The sequence below is a fragment of the Bacillus sp. 196mf genome, assembly GCF_003217275.1.
Lineage (GTDB): Bacteria > Bacillota > Bacilli > Bacillales > Bacillaceae_G > Bacillus_A > Bacillus_A thuringiensis_S.
Genome location: NZ_QJTG01000035.1, coordinates 1 through 16,370, shown reverse-complemented (window position 1 = coordinate 16,370; position 16,370 = coordinate 1). Strand labels below are relative to the sequence as shown.

Here is a 16,370-nt window from a genome sequence, read left to right as displayed (position 1 = left end):
AAAATAAACTTTTATACAAAGCTTTTAAAAATATGGTAGATTTCGATGAAAGGTAAAAATTTTCCCATGAATGGTGAGCGCTTCTGTAGGAGAGCATATAAATAAGTAGCATTATGTAGAGAATAGGCTTTGTAGGGAAACTTGCAACGAGCTTCAAAGAGCGGTAAAATACCATTTAGTGTTTATTTTTAAACGAACTTGAGAAAAGTTTAAAATAGAGGAAGTGTTATATAATGGGAAACGAATTTCGCGTGTGCGATGACTGTCAGGCAACGAACGTTAAAACGTTAGTTCCGAAGTTAAAAAAAGTAGATTCATGTGCAACGATTGAAGTTGGATGTCAGTCTTACTGTGGTCCTGGTCGTAAAAAATCATTCGCATTTGTAAATAACCGTCCAGTTGCGGCTCCAACAGAAGATGAGTTAATCGTAAAAATTGAAGCAAAGTTAAATAAGTAAGAAAAAGAAGAGTGAAAAGATTACTCTTCTTTTTTTATGCCCATAAGAGGAACGATTTATTCTGCGAAAGTACTATTGTGTGGCCGAACGTTTTCTAAAGGATGGACATAACTTTTGTATTAAAGTTCCAATTTATATAAATTTATATTTCAAAATAATGGTTGACAGTCTTTTAAAGCGATAGGAGAATAGAAGTGTCTGATTCTGAGAATCATTATCAGGAAAATAACAATTCACCTAATTTTTTTATTACTATTTGAGAATAAATTTCATTTTAATAAATATATGTTGTTGGTTAGGATGGTTGAGGGATGGAAGCGAGCGCAAGCAGTATAGAACAGCAAGAAGAGAATGTTAAAGAGATTAAGAGCAGACCGCTCATCGCTTCTATTATTTTAGTAGCGGGTACAATTTTGTTAGCTTTAAGCATGGCAGTTTCTATTTCTTTTGGGGCTGCAGATATTAGTTTAAAGACTGTATGGCAAGCTGTATTTCAGTTTGATGGATCTATTACACATCATAATGTAATTCAAGAGCTTCGCATGCCTAGAGCAATAGGGGGCGTAGTTGCAGGTGCCTTTTTAGCGGTATCAGGAGCAATTATGCAAGGTATGACGAGAAATCCACTTGCTTCACCATCGTTAATGGGGATTACAGATGGGGCTGTATTTGGAATTGCAATTATGTATGCATTTTTCCCTAATTCACCTTATTTACTGTTTGTTATCGCATCTTTTATTGGAGCTGCGTTTGGTGCAAGCATTGTATATGGAATTGGGTCTTCTTCACCAGGTGGATTAACACCTGTGAAATTAGCTTTGGCAGGTGCAGCTATTAGTGCTTTATTAGGGGCAATTTCATCTGGAATCGCATTGTATTTCAATCTTGCCCAAGAGGTGAGCATGTGGAATGCAGGCGGAGTTGCTGGAGTGAAATGGCAAAGCATTAATATGTTAGTGCCAATTGGCCTTGTTTGCCTTTTTATCGCAATTATGATGTCGAGATATATTACAATTTTGAGCTTCGGTGAAGAAATTGCAATTGGACTTGGTCAAAATACGACATTAATTAAATTTATCGGAACAGTACTTGTTCTTGTTTTAACGGGTTCCGCAGTTTCCATGGCAGGATCAGTAGGGTTTGTTGGTCTTGTAATCCCGCATATGACTCGTTTCCTTGTAGGCTCGGACTATAGATGGGTTATTCCATGTTCTGCGGTCTTAGGCGGGCTGTTAATTGAATGTGCAGATATGTTATCTCGCGTTATTAACCCGCCATTTGAAACGCCAATTGGAGCAATTACAGCGCTAATTGGGGTTCCATTCTTCCTCTACTTAGCACGTAATGAAGGGAGAGGAAAGATGTGAGGACGAGTGTCTTAACAAAAAAGAACATTTCTATATTAACGATTTTAGTAGGACTAATCGTTTCTATATTTCTTATTAGTTTAAATACAGGAACTTTTAAAATACCCCCAATGGACGTATTAAAGTCATTGGTTGGACTAGGGGCTGAAGATCAGTCTGTTATTTTATTTGAATTCCGTATGCCGCGTATGGTAATTGCTATACTAGTCGGATCTGCTTTAGCTATGTCAGGTGCGATTTTACAAGGTTTATCACGAAATCCACTTGCTGATCCAGGTATTATAGGGATTAATGCTGGAGCGGGATTAACAGTTGTTATATTCGTCTACTTCTTCTTCGGGAAAGTAGGGACTGGTACATTTTTATCTGTATTCATTCTTCCATTTTTCGCACTAGTTGGAGCGATATTAGCAGCGGTAATTATTTATTTATTAGCATGGAAAGACGGCGTTTCATCGACTCGATTAATACTAGTCGGTATTGCCGTTGCAGCTGGATTTGGAGCTGTTAGTTTAATTTTCTCTATGAAGATGACATCTAACGATTTTCGTTTTGCTACGATTTGGCTGGCGGGAAGTCTATGGGGTACAGATTGGAAATTCGTATTAAGTGTACTTCCATGGATGGTTATTTTCTTACCGCTTGCTATAAGTAAAGCACACATATTAAATGTAATGAACCTAGGCGATTCTACAGCAGTTGGCCTTGGTGTAAATGTAGAAAAAGAAAGACGTAAATTATTATTTATTGCAGTTTGTTTAGCGGGTGCATCTGTTGCTGTTGCCGGTGGAATTGGCTTTATCGGTTTAATGGCCCCGCATTTAGCAAGGCGCCTTGTTGGTGGCAAACATCAAATCATGTTGCCCACAGCTGCGCTAATAGGAACGTTTTTACTTTTATTCGCAGACGTAATTTCAAGAAGTGTACTAACAACTTCAGAAATACCAGTCGGTCTTGTTATTTCTGTAATTGGTGCACCGTATTTCATTTATTTACTTATGAGGACAAAATAAAGGGAGGCTTTTCGTATGGCAACTTTAGCGGTTGATGCGGTATCTGTTGGCTATAATGAAGGTTTAATTATTGATGGATTAACAGTTGAAATTCCGGAAGGGAAAATTACAACAATTATTGGGCCAAATGGTTGTGGGAAGTCCACATTATTAAAAACGGCGTCTCGTATTTTGAAGGCAAAACAAGGTACTGTTTATCTTGACGGAAAAGCAATTGAGAAACAGCCAACGAAAGAAATTGCAAAGAAAATGGCGATTTTACCACAAACTGCAGAAGTACCAACGGGTCTTACTGTATTTGAGCTTGTGTCATACGGAAGATTCCCTCATCAAAAAGGGTTTGGCACGTTGAAAGAAGAGGATTATCGCTACATTAACTGGGCACTTGAAGTGACAGGAATGAAAGAATTTGCGAATCGTCCAGCAGAAGCGCTATCTGGTGGTCAACGTCAACGTGTTTGGATTGCAATGGCTCTTGCACAAGGAACAGAATTACTTGTATTGGATGAACCAACAACGTACTTAGATATGGCTCATCAATTAGAAGTATTAAACTTATTGAAAAAGTTAAATGAAGAAGAAGGTAGAACGATTGTTATGGTTATCCATGACTTAAACCACGCTTCTCGTTTCTCAGATCATATGATTGCATTAAAAGCAGGTAAGTTAATGAAACAAGGAACACCAGATGAAGTTATGACAAGTGAAACACTTCGTAACGTATTTGAGATTGAAGCTCAAATCGTTCCATGTCCAGTAAACTGTAAGCCAATTTGCTTAACATATGATTTAGCGATGATTAGTAATCAATTGCGTAAAAAAGCTTAAGTAGAACCCCCTCGTGAAGAGGGGGGACTTCTAATGGACGTTGAGCTTCTTATATAAGAATGGGAAGTTGAACGCCCGTTAGAATGGGGTATTAACAACAATTAATAAAAATATATTGATTAATTGTTATATTCGTTTCTTATAGTTCATTGCAACTTATAAGATAAATACAGCTAGAAGGAGTGGGAACATGAAGAATTTTAAAATGGCACTATTAGCAATGGTATTAGTTGTGACTTCTGTACTATTTGCTGCTTGTTCTAACAAAGAAGAAGAAAAGAAAGCAGATGCAAAGACTGAAGAGCGCACTGTAAAACATGCAAAAGGGGAAATTAAAATTCCTGCAAACCCAAAGAAAATTGCTGACCTTAGTGGTTCAACAGAAGAATTATTAATTTTCGGTATGAAACCGGTTATTACTGCTAATACATCTCAAGAAAAAATTGATGCACATATTGAAAAGAAACTAAAAGACGTTAAACCAGTTGGTTCTGCTTGGGGCGATAAAATTAACATCGAAGCAGTAGCTGCTGCAAAACCAGATTTAATTCTTGTAAATAATCGTCAAGAAAAGATTTATGATCAATTATCTAAAATTGCACCAACAGTTATGTTAAACACTCCATTAGATCAATGGCGTCCAAAATTCGAAGAAGTAGGTCAAATCTTCGGTAAAGAAAAAGAAACAAAAGAATGGTTCAAAAAGTATGATGAAAAAGCAAGCAAATTACATGACAAAATCGTCGCTAAAACTGGTGAAGCAACATTCATGAAAATGGCTGCGTATCCAAATGCTTTCCGCGTATACGGTGACTACGGTTACGGTAGCGTAATCTTTAATGATTTAAAACTACCAGCAGTTAAAGGTACACCAACTGATAAACCACTAGTACAAGTACAAAAAGAAGCTTTAATCGATTACAACCCAGATTACTTATTCGTATTTACAACTGGTGACGGTTCTCAGCGCTTAAAAGAATTCCAAGAAGAATCAATTTGGAAAAACATGAACGCTGTTAAAAACAACCACGTATTCACAATTAAAAATGAAGACTTAAACAAAGGTTACTTCCCATTAGGGAAAGATATGATCTTAGACGAAGTTGCTGAATTCGTTTTAGGTAAATAATGTATAAAGGAAATCACTTTTACTTCGGTAAAGGTGATTTTTTCTTTTTATAAAGGTAATTAATACAGTCTTTCATTTCTTTCTGTTTCTCATTTCGTTTATAATATAAAGTAAGAATGTAGTAAAGAAAGGGGGATGTCGGAAAGTGGTATATTTAAACGACAAACTCAGCGAAACAAAAGTGTTTAAAGACCCAGTACATAAATATGTGCACGTGCGTGATCGTGTTATTTGGGATTTAATCGGAACGAAAGAATTTCAACGCTTGCGCCGTATTAAGCAGCTTGGAACGACATTTTTTACATTTCACGGTGCAGAGCATAGTCGCTTTACTCATTCGTTAGGTGTATACGAAATTATTCGTCGTATGATTGATGATGTGTTTGATGGCAGACCAAATTGGAATGCTGAAGATAGATTGTTATGTTTATGTGCGGCATTACTTCATGATGTCGGTCACGGCCCATTTTCTCACTCGTTTGAAAAAGTATTTTCATTAGATCATGAGAAATTTACGCAAAAGATTATTGTTGGCAATACGGAGATTAATGATGTATTAAGTCGTGTTGATAAGGAGTTTCCACAAAAGGTAGCAGATGTAATTGCAAAAACGTCTACTAATAAATTAGCAATTAGTATGATTTCGAGCCAAATTGATGCGGATCGTATGGATTATTTATTAAGAGATGCTTATTTTACAGGCGTAAAGTATGGAAACTTCGATATGGAACGTATACTGCGTGTAATGCGCCCGTATGGGGATCAAGTAGTCATTAAAAATAGTGGTATGCATGCTGTTGAGCATTACATTATGAGTCGTTATCAAATGTATTGGCAAGTATATTTCCATCCGGTAACGCGAAGTGCAGAAGTTATTTTAACGAAGATTTTACACCGTGCTAAATCATTGCACGAGAAGTATTATACATTTAAAAATCATCCTGTTCATTTCTATTCTTTATTTGAAGAAGAAGTAACAGTAGAGGATTATTTAAAGTTAGACGAGAACGTTATGTATTACTACTTCCAAGTATGGCAGGAAGAAGAAGATCCAATTTTAAGCGATCTATGCCGCCGTTTTATGAATCGAAATCTATTTAAATATGTAGAGTTTACAGATAAACATGGTTTAGATAATTGGATGGAATTAAGTAGTTTATTTAAAAAGATTGGACTTGATCCGGAGTATTATTTAGTAGTTGATTCAACATCAGACTTACCGTATGACTTTTATCGTGCAGGAGAAGAAGAAGAGCGTTTGCCAATCCTACTTCTTATGCCAAACGGAGAGCTTAGAGAGCTTTCACGTGAATCGGATATTGTTGAGGCGATTACAGGTAAGAAAAGAACGGACCAAAAGCTATTCTATCCACATGATTTAATCTATGAAGATGGAAGAAAAGGAAAATATAAAGAGAGAATTATTGAGTTGTTAGAAGGAAAGAAATAAGAAGCAGCTAGTGGCTGCTTCTTATGAAAAACTTGAAATTATTTGTCGCTTAAGCGTTTTCCGCTAACTGCATAATGATTCTTAGACATTTCTTCGATGAAAACAACGATGTTTTCTTCAGGAGCACCAGTTGTTTCGCTTACTGCTGCTGTTACTTTCTCAGCAAGGGCTTTCTTTTGTTCTTCTGTGCGTCCTTCTAGCATTTTCACTGTTACGTATGGCATGTACAATCGCTCCTTTTATGTAAGTTACACTCTTATTATAGCGGATTATGGGGAAGAACAATCGAAAAAACAAATAATTTCTTTTTTTGACATATGGAAGAGGAGATGAAGTATGGATCAGTTATTTAGATATCCATTGCACGAAATTCCGTTGGTAGCAATGGCGATTATTATTGCATTATCCGTTCATGAATTTGCACATGCATATGTTGCATATAAATTTGGGGACGATACAGCAAAGAGACAAGGGCGTTTAACGTTATCACCGATGGCTCATTTAGACCCTATCGGTTTGATTGCAGTATTAATTCTTGGATTCGGTTGGGCAAGACCGGTTCCTGTTAACCCATATAACTTTAAAAGACCGCGTCTTGCAGGCATATTAGTTTCAATTGCAGGGCCGATTAGTAACTTAATTTTAAGTGCAATTGGTTTAATTATTTTGTATAGCTTAGCAGTATTTGGAGTGTTAGATGCAGTTCCAGTTGCAGTAGCTGAAACATTAGGAAAGTTTTTTGAGCTCTTTATTATGTTAAATATTGTTTTACTTGTATTTAATTTATTACCGATCCCGCCACTTGATGGGTATCGTGTAGTGGAAGATTTAGCACCAGCAAATATTCGCGCGAAAATGACACAGTATGAAAAATATGGAGCGATTGCGTTATTAATTCTCGTTATTACACCGCTTAGTAATTACACAATTCAACCTATTTTCCAGGTAGTTATTCCGCATGTATTAATGTTTTTACAAAGTATCATTGCGCCTATTTTTGGCCTTTTATAATTTTTAAGTGAGGAGGATTTTACATATGACAGAGAAAAAGAAAAAAATCGGTTTTAATATCGTGAAAAATGATTCAACAGATGGACATGGTGGATTTGGTGTTGGGGCATTAAGCCTAGAAAACATTTCACCTGTATTTGTTGATGTACTAGAGAAAACCGCATTCGTTGATATCGGTGCGATGCATGCGCGTAGTACAGTAGAAAAAGGTATTAAATTTTTAACAAATAAAGATGAAGTTCCAAACGGAAAACCATTTTGGCTTGTTTGGGTAACGATTGAAAGAACTGCAACTGGTGCTTATTACGCAGGTGTAACAGCTTGTGAAATGACAGTAGACCGTGAAATTCGTCGCGGATATAAATCACTTCCAGAACACGTAAACAAAATGGATAAATCAATGAAGCGTCACATTATGGTTGACCATATGGATGAATCATCTAAAAAAGTACTTGGTACGTTCTTGAAAGAACATAATGAAGCGATTTGGAACGAATCTAGTGAAGAATTGCGTCGTGCATTATTAAGTGAATAAAAAATAGCTGACGGATGCCCGTCAGCTATTTTTTTACCAAGGAAGATATTTTTTCCACCAACTTGTTTTTTTCTTTTCTTCAGTCGTTTTTTCAAATTCTTCTTTATCATCGACGTGATCCATACAATATTCAGTCGGTTCGGTACCTTTAGCGAAATACATTTTCACAGAAATAGGACAATTTTTTGTAGCAATTTTACCGTTCTCTGGGTTGATACTAACCGCTACGACGTCACCTGGTTGTTTAAATTCTTTTTTGGGCTGTCCATCTAAGCCTTTCTCCATCGTATCAGTCCATATTTTCTTCGCATATCCTTGTTCTGCTACGTTTGAAATAGATTTAGGTTGATCATATCCGACCCATACACCTGTTACGATTTGCGGAGTAAATCCGATCATCCAACTATCCGTTTCAGTAGAACCAGATTTTCCGGCATATGTTCTTGATAATTTTGATAACATCGATTGGCCAGTTACAGCAGCATAACTGCTTAGTTTCTTATTAAACATACCGGTCATCATTTCTTCCATTACAAACGCTTTGCTCTTGTCGAGAACTTGTTTACTCTCTAAATGAGCATCGTATAATATATTTCCTTCATGATCCATAATGCGGCGAATGAAAGTAGGTTTTACTTCTTTTCCACCGTTTGCGAACATGCTATAAGCGTTAACCATTTCAATTGGTTTTACGGGTGATGTGCCGAGAGCTAGAGAAGGCACATCTTTTAATGCACTTGTAATTCCAAATTGTTTTGCTGTTTTTGCGAGTGCGTCATCTCCTAAAAATAAATTCGTTTTTACAGCATATATGTTATCAGAGACTGCGAGAGCTTGTGCCATCGTTACAAAATCATCTGCATAATAATCTTTATAGTTTTTTGGTTTATACTTTGAAACGCCGTCACCTAAAGTAAATACAGTATATTCGCTTTTTAAGCGCGTAGCAGGCGTGAATCCTCGTTCTAATGCTGCATAATATAGAAATGGCTTAAATGTAGAACCAGGCTGACGAACGGCTTGTGTAGCCCTGTTAAATTGACTCGTAGTATAATCAGTTCCGCCAACAAGAGCAGCCACTTCACCTGTCGTTGGATTCATAGAGACGAGAGCAGTTTGTATGTTTGTTGTGTCAGGTATATGATCTTTTACAGCTTGCTCTGCTACAGCTTGTAGTTTAGGGTCTAGCGTTGTATAAATTCGCAAGCCACCCCGTTGTAAAGCTTGTTCGTCTAATCCAACATCACGAAGAAGCGAAGCTTGTACAGCATCTTGGAAATATGGTGCGACCTCTGCTACTTTTTTCGTATCTAATGAGGCAAAAGTTAGTGGCTCTTTCTTCGCTAAGGCTGCTTGTTGCTTCGTAATATATCCTTGTTCGACCATTTCATCTAATATGAGAGCTTGTCGTCCTTTAGCACGATCCTCTTTCAAAAAGGGAGAATAGACACTTGGCCCTTTCGGGATACCTGCGAGCATACTAGCTTCTGCTAATGTTAAATCTTTTGCTGTTTTATCGAAATATAGACGGGACGCAGCTTCGATTCCATAAGCGCCATGTCCGTAATAAATTGTATTTAAATATCCTTCTAAAATATGATTTTTATTATAGTTTACTTCAAGGCGGACAGTGTACATTGCCTCTAATAATTTCCGTTTCCACGTTTTATCATGATCTAAATACAGATTACGCGCGTATTGTTGTGTAATTGTACTAGCTCCTTGTACCTTTGCCATCGCTTTTAAATCAGCAACAATTGCACCCGCAATCCGTTTCACATCGAAGCCGTGATGTTTGTAGAATCGTTGGTCTTCGATAGATAGTGTCGCCTCTTTTACATAAGGAGAAATTTCATTGAGAGATACATTGTAACGTTTTTGAATTTCATTACTTTGTCCAATAACAGTATCATCGTTTGCGTAAAAGACGCTTGTTTGCGGGACCGCAACAGGAGGAGGTCCCATAATTTTTGCGACTATAATAATAACAAAAAAAGAAAAAACGAAGAAAAGGACGCAAGAAAACATTGCGGTGAAGAAAAGACGTTTATATTTTTTAAGTTTTGGATTCATAGTCTGATCCATCTTTTTTCAGCCCCTCATTAATACAAGCGTTATTGTATTAGTATTGAGGGTTTTCATTTATTTTAAACAATGAAATTTCGAAAATAAAAAGCTCCTTCCATTAAGAAAGGAGCTCAAAGGCACGTGCTGGCCAATCGGTAATGATGACATCTACACCATAATCAATCATAGTTTGTAAATCTTTGTATTCGTTAATTGTATATGGACGGAAAACATATCCTTGCTCTTGTGCTAATTGCACAAATTCTTTCGTTAATAGCTGGAAGTTTGGATGTAATCCACTTGCTTTTCTCTGTTTTGCTTCGGCAATTGGATCAGCAATCGGTGTATCATATAAAATTGCTCTTGGGATTTCAGGAGCAATTTCTGCTAATAATGAAACAGAGTCATGGTTAAATGATGAAAATACAATTTGATTAGAAAGATGATATTCGCGCACAAGTGCAACAGCTTTTTCCTCAATATTTGGGTAATGAATAACATCTGTCTTTAATTCAATATTTAGTTGTAAGTTCGTTGTGGAAAGCCAAATGAAAATCTCACGCAACGTTGGGATTTTTGCTTCATGGAAAGAAGGGTCTTTATAGCTACCAGCGTCCAATGATTGTAGTTCCTCTACCGTTTTTTCCGAAACAAGTCCAACGCCATTTGTTGTACGATCGACGGTTTCATCGTGAATTACGACAAGTTCACCATCTTTTGATAAGTGGACATCGAGTTCAATCCCGTGAGCGCCAATGCGTTCTGCTTCTTGGAAGGCAATCATCGTATTTTCGGGATGTGTACCTTTTACTCCGCGGTGAGCGAAAATAAGTGGTTTACTCATGTGAAATTCTCCTTATTATCTCTTTTCTTTCATTATGAAACTGCTTTAGGGAAAATACAATTGAATATGATAAACATTTACAAAAGTCTAACAGTTGCAGAAAAGTTAACGTTAACGTAAAATGTAATAATCAAGTGAAGGGAGGAATAAACATGTATAAAATTGATGAAGTAACAAAGCAAGTCGGTTTAACAAAACGTACACTTCGTTATTATGAGGAAATTGGTTTAATTCATCCCCCAGAACGTAGTGAGGGGAATATTCGTCTGTATACGGATGAGGATATTGCCAGAATTAAAAGAATTGTAGAAGCGAAAGAAGTGCTAGGAATCACACTTCAAGAAATGCAGCATTTCTTATCACTAAAAGAAAGAATGGAGCAAAGAAGAAATAGCGAGAACCCTCGTGATCGTGAAGTGATTCAAGAAATTAAAGATATGCTTGAAAAACAAGTGCAAACGTTAGACGAAAAAATGGAGCAAATGCAACGTGTAAAGGCAGAACTTGAAGATAGTTTACATCGTGCAGTAACATTTTTAGAGAGCACAAAAGGAGAGTAATCAAAATGGAGAGCAAACAAAAACTAGGGAGATTGATTACAGTGGTGGCTACCTTCCTTGCCTTTTCGGGTATAGGAGTAGTCGACCCAATTTTGCCGATTATTGCAGAGAAAATTGGTGCAACGCATTGGCAAGTTGAAATGTTATTTACTGCTTATATTTTAACGATGGCAATCATGATGTTACCAGCTGGTATATTTGCATCAAGATTTGGTGATAAACGGATGATGACAATCGGTCTTGCGATTGTGACTGTATTTGCGTTTATATGTGGTATATCGCAAACGATTGCTCAATTATCTCTTTTCCGTGCTGGATGGGGATTAGGAAATGCGATGTTTTTTGCTACAGCAATGACGCTGTTAATAGCATTAAGTAAAGAAGTTCATGAAGCAGTAGGATTATACGAAGCAGCGATCGGCTTAGGTATGGCTGGGGGGCCGTTATTGGGTGGAATATTAGGTGGACATTCTTGGCGTTATCCATTTTTCGCGACGAGTATTTTAATTTTCTTAGCATTTATTTTAGTATTCTTTTTTGTAAAAGAACCGGAGCGAAAAGTGAAGCGTAAGGCTGCTGGCGTAGGAGAATTACTTAACCTGGTGAAGTATAAACCGTTTATGCAAGGTGCGATTTCAGGAATGTTATACTACTACGGATTTTTCGTTGTGTTAGCATATTCACCACTTATTATGCATTTATCAGCTATTCAATTAGGCTTTGTATTTTGCGGATGGGGATTAGCGTTAGCTTACGGTTCTGCAATTTTAGCACATAAGCTAGAAGGGAAATATGAACCAAAAACATTATTGAAGGGTAGTTTACTTGTATTTGCGATTTTCTTAATTGCACTATTCTTTGTGAAAATTATGTGGTTACAAATTACTCTTATCGTTTTATCAGGATTAGCATCTGGCTTAAACAATGCATTATATACAAGTTATGTAATGGATATTTCACCTTATGAAAGATCTGTTACGTCAGGTGTTTATAACTTTGTTCGTTGGTTAGGGGGCGCAATTGCTCCGATTTTATCAGGAATTATCGGTCATACTGTTTCACCACAAAGCCCGTTTTTAGTAGGTGGAATTGTGGTGTTAGTTGGTTGTATTATGATCCTAATTCCAATTCGTAAACCAGTAGAAATAGAGACAAAAGCCCTTTCTTAAGAAAGGGTTTTCTTTATACATATATGTTAGAACCCTCTGACTAAAATATATTTTCGGTATTTTTGTACTTTTAACTATACATTTTGGATGTTTTGTTTTATTTTTGTTAGGGGACATTAATGATGTCCCTATTATAAATTTGCATTGAAAGGCGTGATTGTACGATGGAACTATGGTTCACTGAAAAACAAACAAAACATTTTGGGATTACGGCGCGTATTAACCGCACATTACATACGGAGCAAACAGAATTCCAAAAACTTGATATGGTTGAAACGGAAGAGTTCGGAAACATGCTTATTTTAGATGGCATGGTTATGACAACAGAAAAAGATGAGTTCGTTTATCATGAAATGGTAGCGCACGTACCTTTATTTACACATCCTAACCCTGAAAACGTATTAGTTGTTGGTGGCGGTGATGGTGGTGTTATTCGTGAAGTGTTAAAACACCCAAGTGTAAAGAAAGCAACTCTTGTTGAAATCGATGGAAAAGTAATTGAGTACTCTAAACAATACTTACCATCAATTGCAGGCGCATTAGATAATGAGCGTGTAGAAGTAAAAGTAGGAGACGGTTTCCTACATATCGCAGAAAGCGAAAATGAATACGATGTAATTATGGTAGATTCTACTGAGCCAGTAGGACCAGCAGTAAACCTATTTACAAAAGGCTTCTACGCTGGAATTTCAAAAGCGTTAAAAGAAGATGGTATTTTCGTTGCACAAACGGACAACCCTTGGTTCACACCAGAGTTAATTACGACTGTGTTTAAAGATGTAAAAGAAATTTTCCCAATTACTCGTTTATACACAGCTAATATTCCAACATACCCAAGTGGTCTTTGGACGTTCACAATTGGATCTAAAAAACATGATCCATTAGAAGTAAGTGAAGAGCGTTTCCACGAAATCGAAACGAAATACTACACAAAAGAATTACACAACGCAGCATTCGCATTACCGAAATTTGTTGGCGATTTAATTAAGTAAGAAAATCGAGCTTGAACAAATAAAGTGTGAGTAGCTCATTTAAGGTGTTTGTCCAGAAGACTTGAACATGCTAGCTACTTACACTTCTGTAGAGAAAATCGTCTTCTTGTTGTTAAAAAGAAGACCCGGTAAATCGAGAAAGAGGAGCAATTCGCTCCAAATTTGAGAAATAGTGAAAGGTTGGGATACCTTAAGTTCCACATAAGGAGGAAAAGAATATGCGTTTTGATGAAGCTTATTCAGGTAAAGTATTTATTAAAAGTCATCCAAGTTTTGAAGAGTCAAAGGTAGTTATTTATGGGATGCCTATGGATTGGACAGTAAGTTACCGTCCAGGATCTCGTTTTGGCCCTGCACGTATTCGTGAAGTATCAATCGGTCTTGAAGAATATAGTCCGTATTTAGATCGTGAATTAGAAGAGGTAAAATATTTTGATGCGGGTGATATCCCATTACCATTCGGAAACGCACAACGCAGCTTAGACATGATTGAAGAGTATGTATCAAAACTTTTAGATGCCGATAAGTTTCCACTAGGTCTCGGCGGTGAGCACCTAGTGTCTTGGCCAATTTTTAAGGCAATGGCAAAAAAATATCCGGATTTAGCAATCATCCACATGGATGCTCATACTGATTTACGTGAATCGTATGAAGGGGAGCCTTTATCCCACTCTACACCAATTCGTAAAGTGTGTGATTTAATTGGTCCGGAAAACGTATATTCTTTCGGAATTCGTTCTGGAATGAAGGAAGAATTTGAATGGGCGAAAGAAGTAGGTATGAACTTATATAAATTTGACGTATTAGAACCGTTAAAAGAAGTATTACCGAAACTTGCTGGACGCCCAGTCTATGTCACAATCGACATTGATGTATTAGACCCAGCTCACGCTCCAGGAACAGGAACGTTAGAAGCTGGCGGTATCACATCTAAAGAATTATTAGATTCCATCGTAGCAATTGCAAATTCAAATATAAATGTAGTTGGAGCAGACTTAGTAGAAGTAGCCCCAGTCTACGACCATAGTGATCAAACACCAGTCGCAGCAAGCAAATTCGTGCGGGAAATGCTGCTCGGTTGGGTAAAATAAAAGTGAAGCCGACTGTTTAGACCCGGTGACTAAGGTTCTTTCCTGCAAAAGGTGCTTTTTACCTTTTGGCAGGGAAGGTTCTTAGACGCAAGGGTCTAGGAGGCGTAACTGGATAGAAATAAAAGCGGAAGCGGCTCGCTCAGAATGTGAGGGGGATGGAGCTTCAGACGTAGAGGCTCTTTTTGCCTCGAAGGAAGAAGCGAAGCCACCGATCATTCTAGCCGCTGCAGCTAGATAAAGTAAGAGCCCTCTATATGATTAGAGGGCTCTTACTTTGTCGTTATGTGTCGGTAAGTCGATATATTTAAAAAATCGCCGATATAATTTCATTTACCGTTACGCAACACAAAAAAAGCTATTCTCAAACGATGGGAATAGCTCTTTTTCTTATGCAACCTTCTCTTCCGAAGTAACTCCACGAATTTCATCAGCAGAGCGGATCGGATATTTACGGAACACAATAGACCCGATGTATCCGACAATAGTGGTAACGATTCCACATAGTACAGCAGCAATCGTTACTTTTATAACGTCATTAAATCCGAATAGGACAAGAAGACCTGGAATTGGTGATGCTGTTCCTGGTGCATTATTAACAAGCTGGAATAGCGATGTAATAATACCGGCAAGTGCACCGCCAACGAAGTTTGTTGCATAAATTGGAATTGGATTTGCTGAAACAACATCTGCTTGTGTTAAAGGCTCGATTGCTACAGCGATTGTGTCTTTCTTTGAGCAAATTTTTAGTCGCTTAAAGAAAATAAAGTTCATCGGGGCTGAGGCTGCTACGGCAAGACTACCAATTGCCATTGGTAAACCTGTTAATCCAAGCATTGCAGTTAGTGCCATAGAACTCAGTGGAGAGGTAGAAATAACTGTTATTAATCCACCAAGCATAATACCCATAATGATAGGACTTTCTGTAGTTGCAACTGATATCATAGAACCGATTTTACCAAGTGTTGCGTTAACGAGCGGATCCATAAGCATTGCCATTCCACGTGAGATTGGTGCAGCGATAAATAGGATTGCTAAAAATTCCACACCAGCCGGTAATTTCTTTTCGAGAAATTTCACGACGAAGGCACAAACGTATCCGGCGAAAAATCCTGGTAAAATACCGAATCCACTAGTAGCGATACCAATTAAAACAGCGTATACGGGGGAAACACCGATTGCTAATGCGACTAAAATCGCTGCTGCGACACCGCTCATACTACCAGAAGCTTCTCCTACTGATTGTAAAAAGTCATTATGAAACATTTCTCCACCTATATAACGGTGAAATGCTTCAATAAGAAAACTTGCGATTGCTGCATTAGCTAAAGCGCCCATCGCCTTCATTCCGTAAGGCGCACGGTAACTGAAAAGTGTAAATAGACAAAGTACAACAAGTAATAGTGCTAAACCTTGCAAGATAGCCATTTGAAAACTGTCTCCTTTGATTTTTGTAATAAAAATTCGTATCATTCAATAATAATATAAAAGTGTATGAAACGGAAAAATTTTTTCTTGGGAACTTGCTTTAAGAAAAAATCCCTTACAATAATGTAAGGAAAGTGTAAGACTTTGTAACTACTCAGCCACCTTTTGGTGTCTTTTTTTAATTTTACTAGTTTCATATGCCTCCCATTTGTAAATACTGAGTATATCAAACAGGGGGGTGAATAGGATGGTCGATCGAAAAATCATTTTAGATGCATATAAAAAAGGACCTGAAGCTGTTATTTCTTTATTTGAAGAAACATTCTCTAAGTTAGAAAAACGGATTCAAGAACTAGAACATGCTTCAAAAAAAAACTCTACAAATAGTCATAAACCACCTTCTACAGATGGTTTGCGTAAACCTGTTACAA

General features: G+C 37.2%; 17 protein-coding genes. 13 read left to right on the top strand and 4 right to left on the bottom strand.

Features of this window, described 5'->3' with window-relative positions; all coding sequences use genetic code 11:
- Window positions 1-233: 233 nt before the first annotated feature.
- The 6 genes from ATL10_RS27225 (at window position 234) to ATL10_RS27200 (ending at window position 6,245) form a co-directional block, all read left to right on the top strand.
- Window positions 234-458, top strand: a complete 225-nt coding sequence (locus tag ATL10_RS27225) for a YuzB family protein (protein WP_000526079.1) — start codon at window positions 234-236, stop codon at window positions 456-458.
- A 311-nt stretch (window positions 459-769) separates the two neighbouring features.
- Window positions 770-1,825 carry a FecCD family ABC transporter permease gene (locus ATL10_RS27220; RefSeq protein WP_029443687.1) on the top strand — a complete coding sequence of 352 codons (1,056 nt, stop codon included), beginning with the start codon at window positions 770-772 and terminating at the stop codon, window positions 1,823-1,825.
- Window positions 1,822-2,838, top strand: coding sequence for a FecCD family ABC transporter permease (locus ATL10_RS27215; protein WP_001260757.1), 1,017 nt, complete (start codon window positions 1,822-1,824; stop codon window positions 2,836-2,838). Before ATL10_RS27220 ends, ATL10_RS27215 begins: the two co-directional genes overlap by 4 nt.
- Before the next feature lie 15 nt (window positions 2,839-2,853).
- Window positions 2,854-3,666 (top strand): ABC transporter ATP-binding protein, encoded by an 813-nt coding sequence (locus ATL10_RS27210; RefSeq protein WP_000212068.1) that lies wholly within the window; start codon window positions 2,854-2,856, stop codon window positions 3,664-3,666.
- A 190-nt stretch (window positions 3,667-3,856) separates the two neighbouring features.
- Window positions 3,857-4,795, top strand: a complete 939-nt coding sequence (locus ATL10_RS27205) for an ABC transporter substrate-binding protein (RefSeq protein ID WP_000787724.1) — start codon at window positions 3,857-3,859, stop codon at window positions 4,793-4,795.
- Window positions 4,796-4,940: 145 nt separating this feature from the next.
- A complete protein-coding gene (locus ATL10_RS27200; RefSeq protein ID WP_000262741.1) occupies window positions 4,941-6,245 on the top strand; it encodes an HD domain-containing protein in 1,305 nt (434 codons plus the stop codon).
- Between the two features lie 38 nt (window positions 6,246-6,283).
- On the opposite strand, the gene ATL10_RS27195 is transcribed toward ATL10_RS27200, so the two are convergent.
- The gene (locus tag ATL10_RS27195) at window positions 6,284-6,469 is read right to left on the bottom strand and encodes a 2-hydroxymuconate tautomerase (protein ID WP_098227042.1); all 186 of its coding nucleotides are present in this window, start codon (window positions 6,467-6,469) and stop codon (window positions 6,284-6,286) included.
- 112 nt (window positions 6,470-6,581) lie between these two features.
- Here ATL10_RS27195 and ATL10_RS27190 point away from each other — a divergent pair, with 112 nt between their 5' ends.
- Window positions 6,582-7,256, top strand: coding sequence for a site-2 protease family protein (locus ATL10_RS27190; protein ID WP_000372443.1), 675 nt, complete (start codon window positions 6,582-6,584; stop codon window positions 7,254-7,256).
- Window positions 7,257-7,281: 25 nt separating this feature from the next.
- The gene (locus tag ATL10_RS27185) at window positions 7,282-7,791 is read left to right on the top strand and encodes a YwhD family protein (protein WP_000136683.1); all 510 of its coding nucleotides are present in this window, start codon (window positions 7,282-7,284) and stop codon (window positions 7,789-7,791) included.
- A 33-nt stretch (window positions 7,792-7,824) separates the two neighbouring features.
- Here the strand turns inward: ATL10_RS27185 and ATL10_RS27180 are convergent, their stop codons facing one another.
- Both ATL10_RS27180 and ATL10_RS27175 read right to left on the bottom strand, forming a co-directional pair.
- Window positions 7,825-9,876 carry a transglycosylase domain-containing protein gene (locus ATL10_RS27180; RefSeq protein WP_088022134.1) on the bottom strand — a complete coding sequence of 684 codons (2,052 nt, stop codon included), beginning with the start codon at window positions 9,874-9,876 and terminating at the stop codon, window positions 7,825-7,827.
- A 100-nt stretch (window positions 9,877-9,976) separates the two neighbouring features.
- On the bottom strand, window positions 9,977-10,702 hold the full coding sequence (locus ATL10_RS27175) for a glycerophosphodiester phosphodiesterase (RefSeq protein ID WP_000042783.1): 726 nt from the start codon (window positions 10,700-10,702) through the stop codon (window positions 9,977-9,979).
- 152 nt (window positions 10,703-10,854) lie between these two features.
- Here ATL10_RS27175 and ATL10_RS27170 point away from each other — a divergent pair, with 152 nt between their 5' ends.
- The 4 genes from ATL10_RS27170 to speB all read left to right on the top strand — a co-directional run bounded on the left by ATL10_RS27170 (window position 10,855) and on the right by speB (window position 14,514).
- Window positions 10,855-11,262 (top strand): MerR family transcriptional regulator, encoded by a 408-nt coding sequence (locus tag ATL10_RS27170; RefSeq protein ID WP_000276560.1) that lies wholly within the window; start codon window positions 10,855-10,857, stop codon window positions 11,260-11,262.
- Between the two features lie 5 nt (window positions 11,263-11,267).
- Window positions 11,268-12,431: an MFS transporter gene (locus tag ATL10_RS27165; RefSeq protein ID WP_000444233.1), complete on the top strand. Its 1,164-nt coding sequence runs from the start codon at window positions 11,268-11,270 to the stop codon at window positions 12,429-12,431.
- Between the two features lie 164 nt (window positions 12,432-12,595).
- Window positions 12,596-13,423, top strand: a complete 828-nt coding sequence (gene speE / locus ATL10_RS27160) for a polyamine aminopropyltransferase (protein WP_000424696.1) — start codon at window positions 12,596-12,598, stop codon at window positions 13,421-13,423.
- Window positions 13,424-13,641: 218 nt separating this feature from the next.
- Entirely contained in the window at window positions 13,642-14,514 is an 873-nt protein-coding gene (gene speB / locus ATL10_RS27155; RefSeq protein ID WP_001209831.1) for an agmatinase, read from the top strand.
- Window positions 14,515-14,901: 387 nt separating this feature from the next.
- Here the strand turns inward: speB and ATL10_RS27145 are convergent, their stop codons facing one another.
- Entirely contained in the window at window positions 14,902-15,939 is a 1,038-nt protein-coding gene (locus ATL10_RS27145; protein ID WP_000996313.1) for a PTS sugar transporter subunit IIC, read from the bottom strand.
- Between the two features lie 247 nt (window positions 15,940-16,186).
- Here ATL10_RS27145 and ATL10_RS27140 point away from each other — a divergent pair.
- On the top strand, window positions 16,187-16,370 hold a 184-nt coding region (locus ATL10_RS27140), incomplete at its 3' end, for a DUF6444 domain-containing protein (RefSeq protein WP_258375813.1).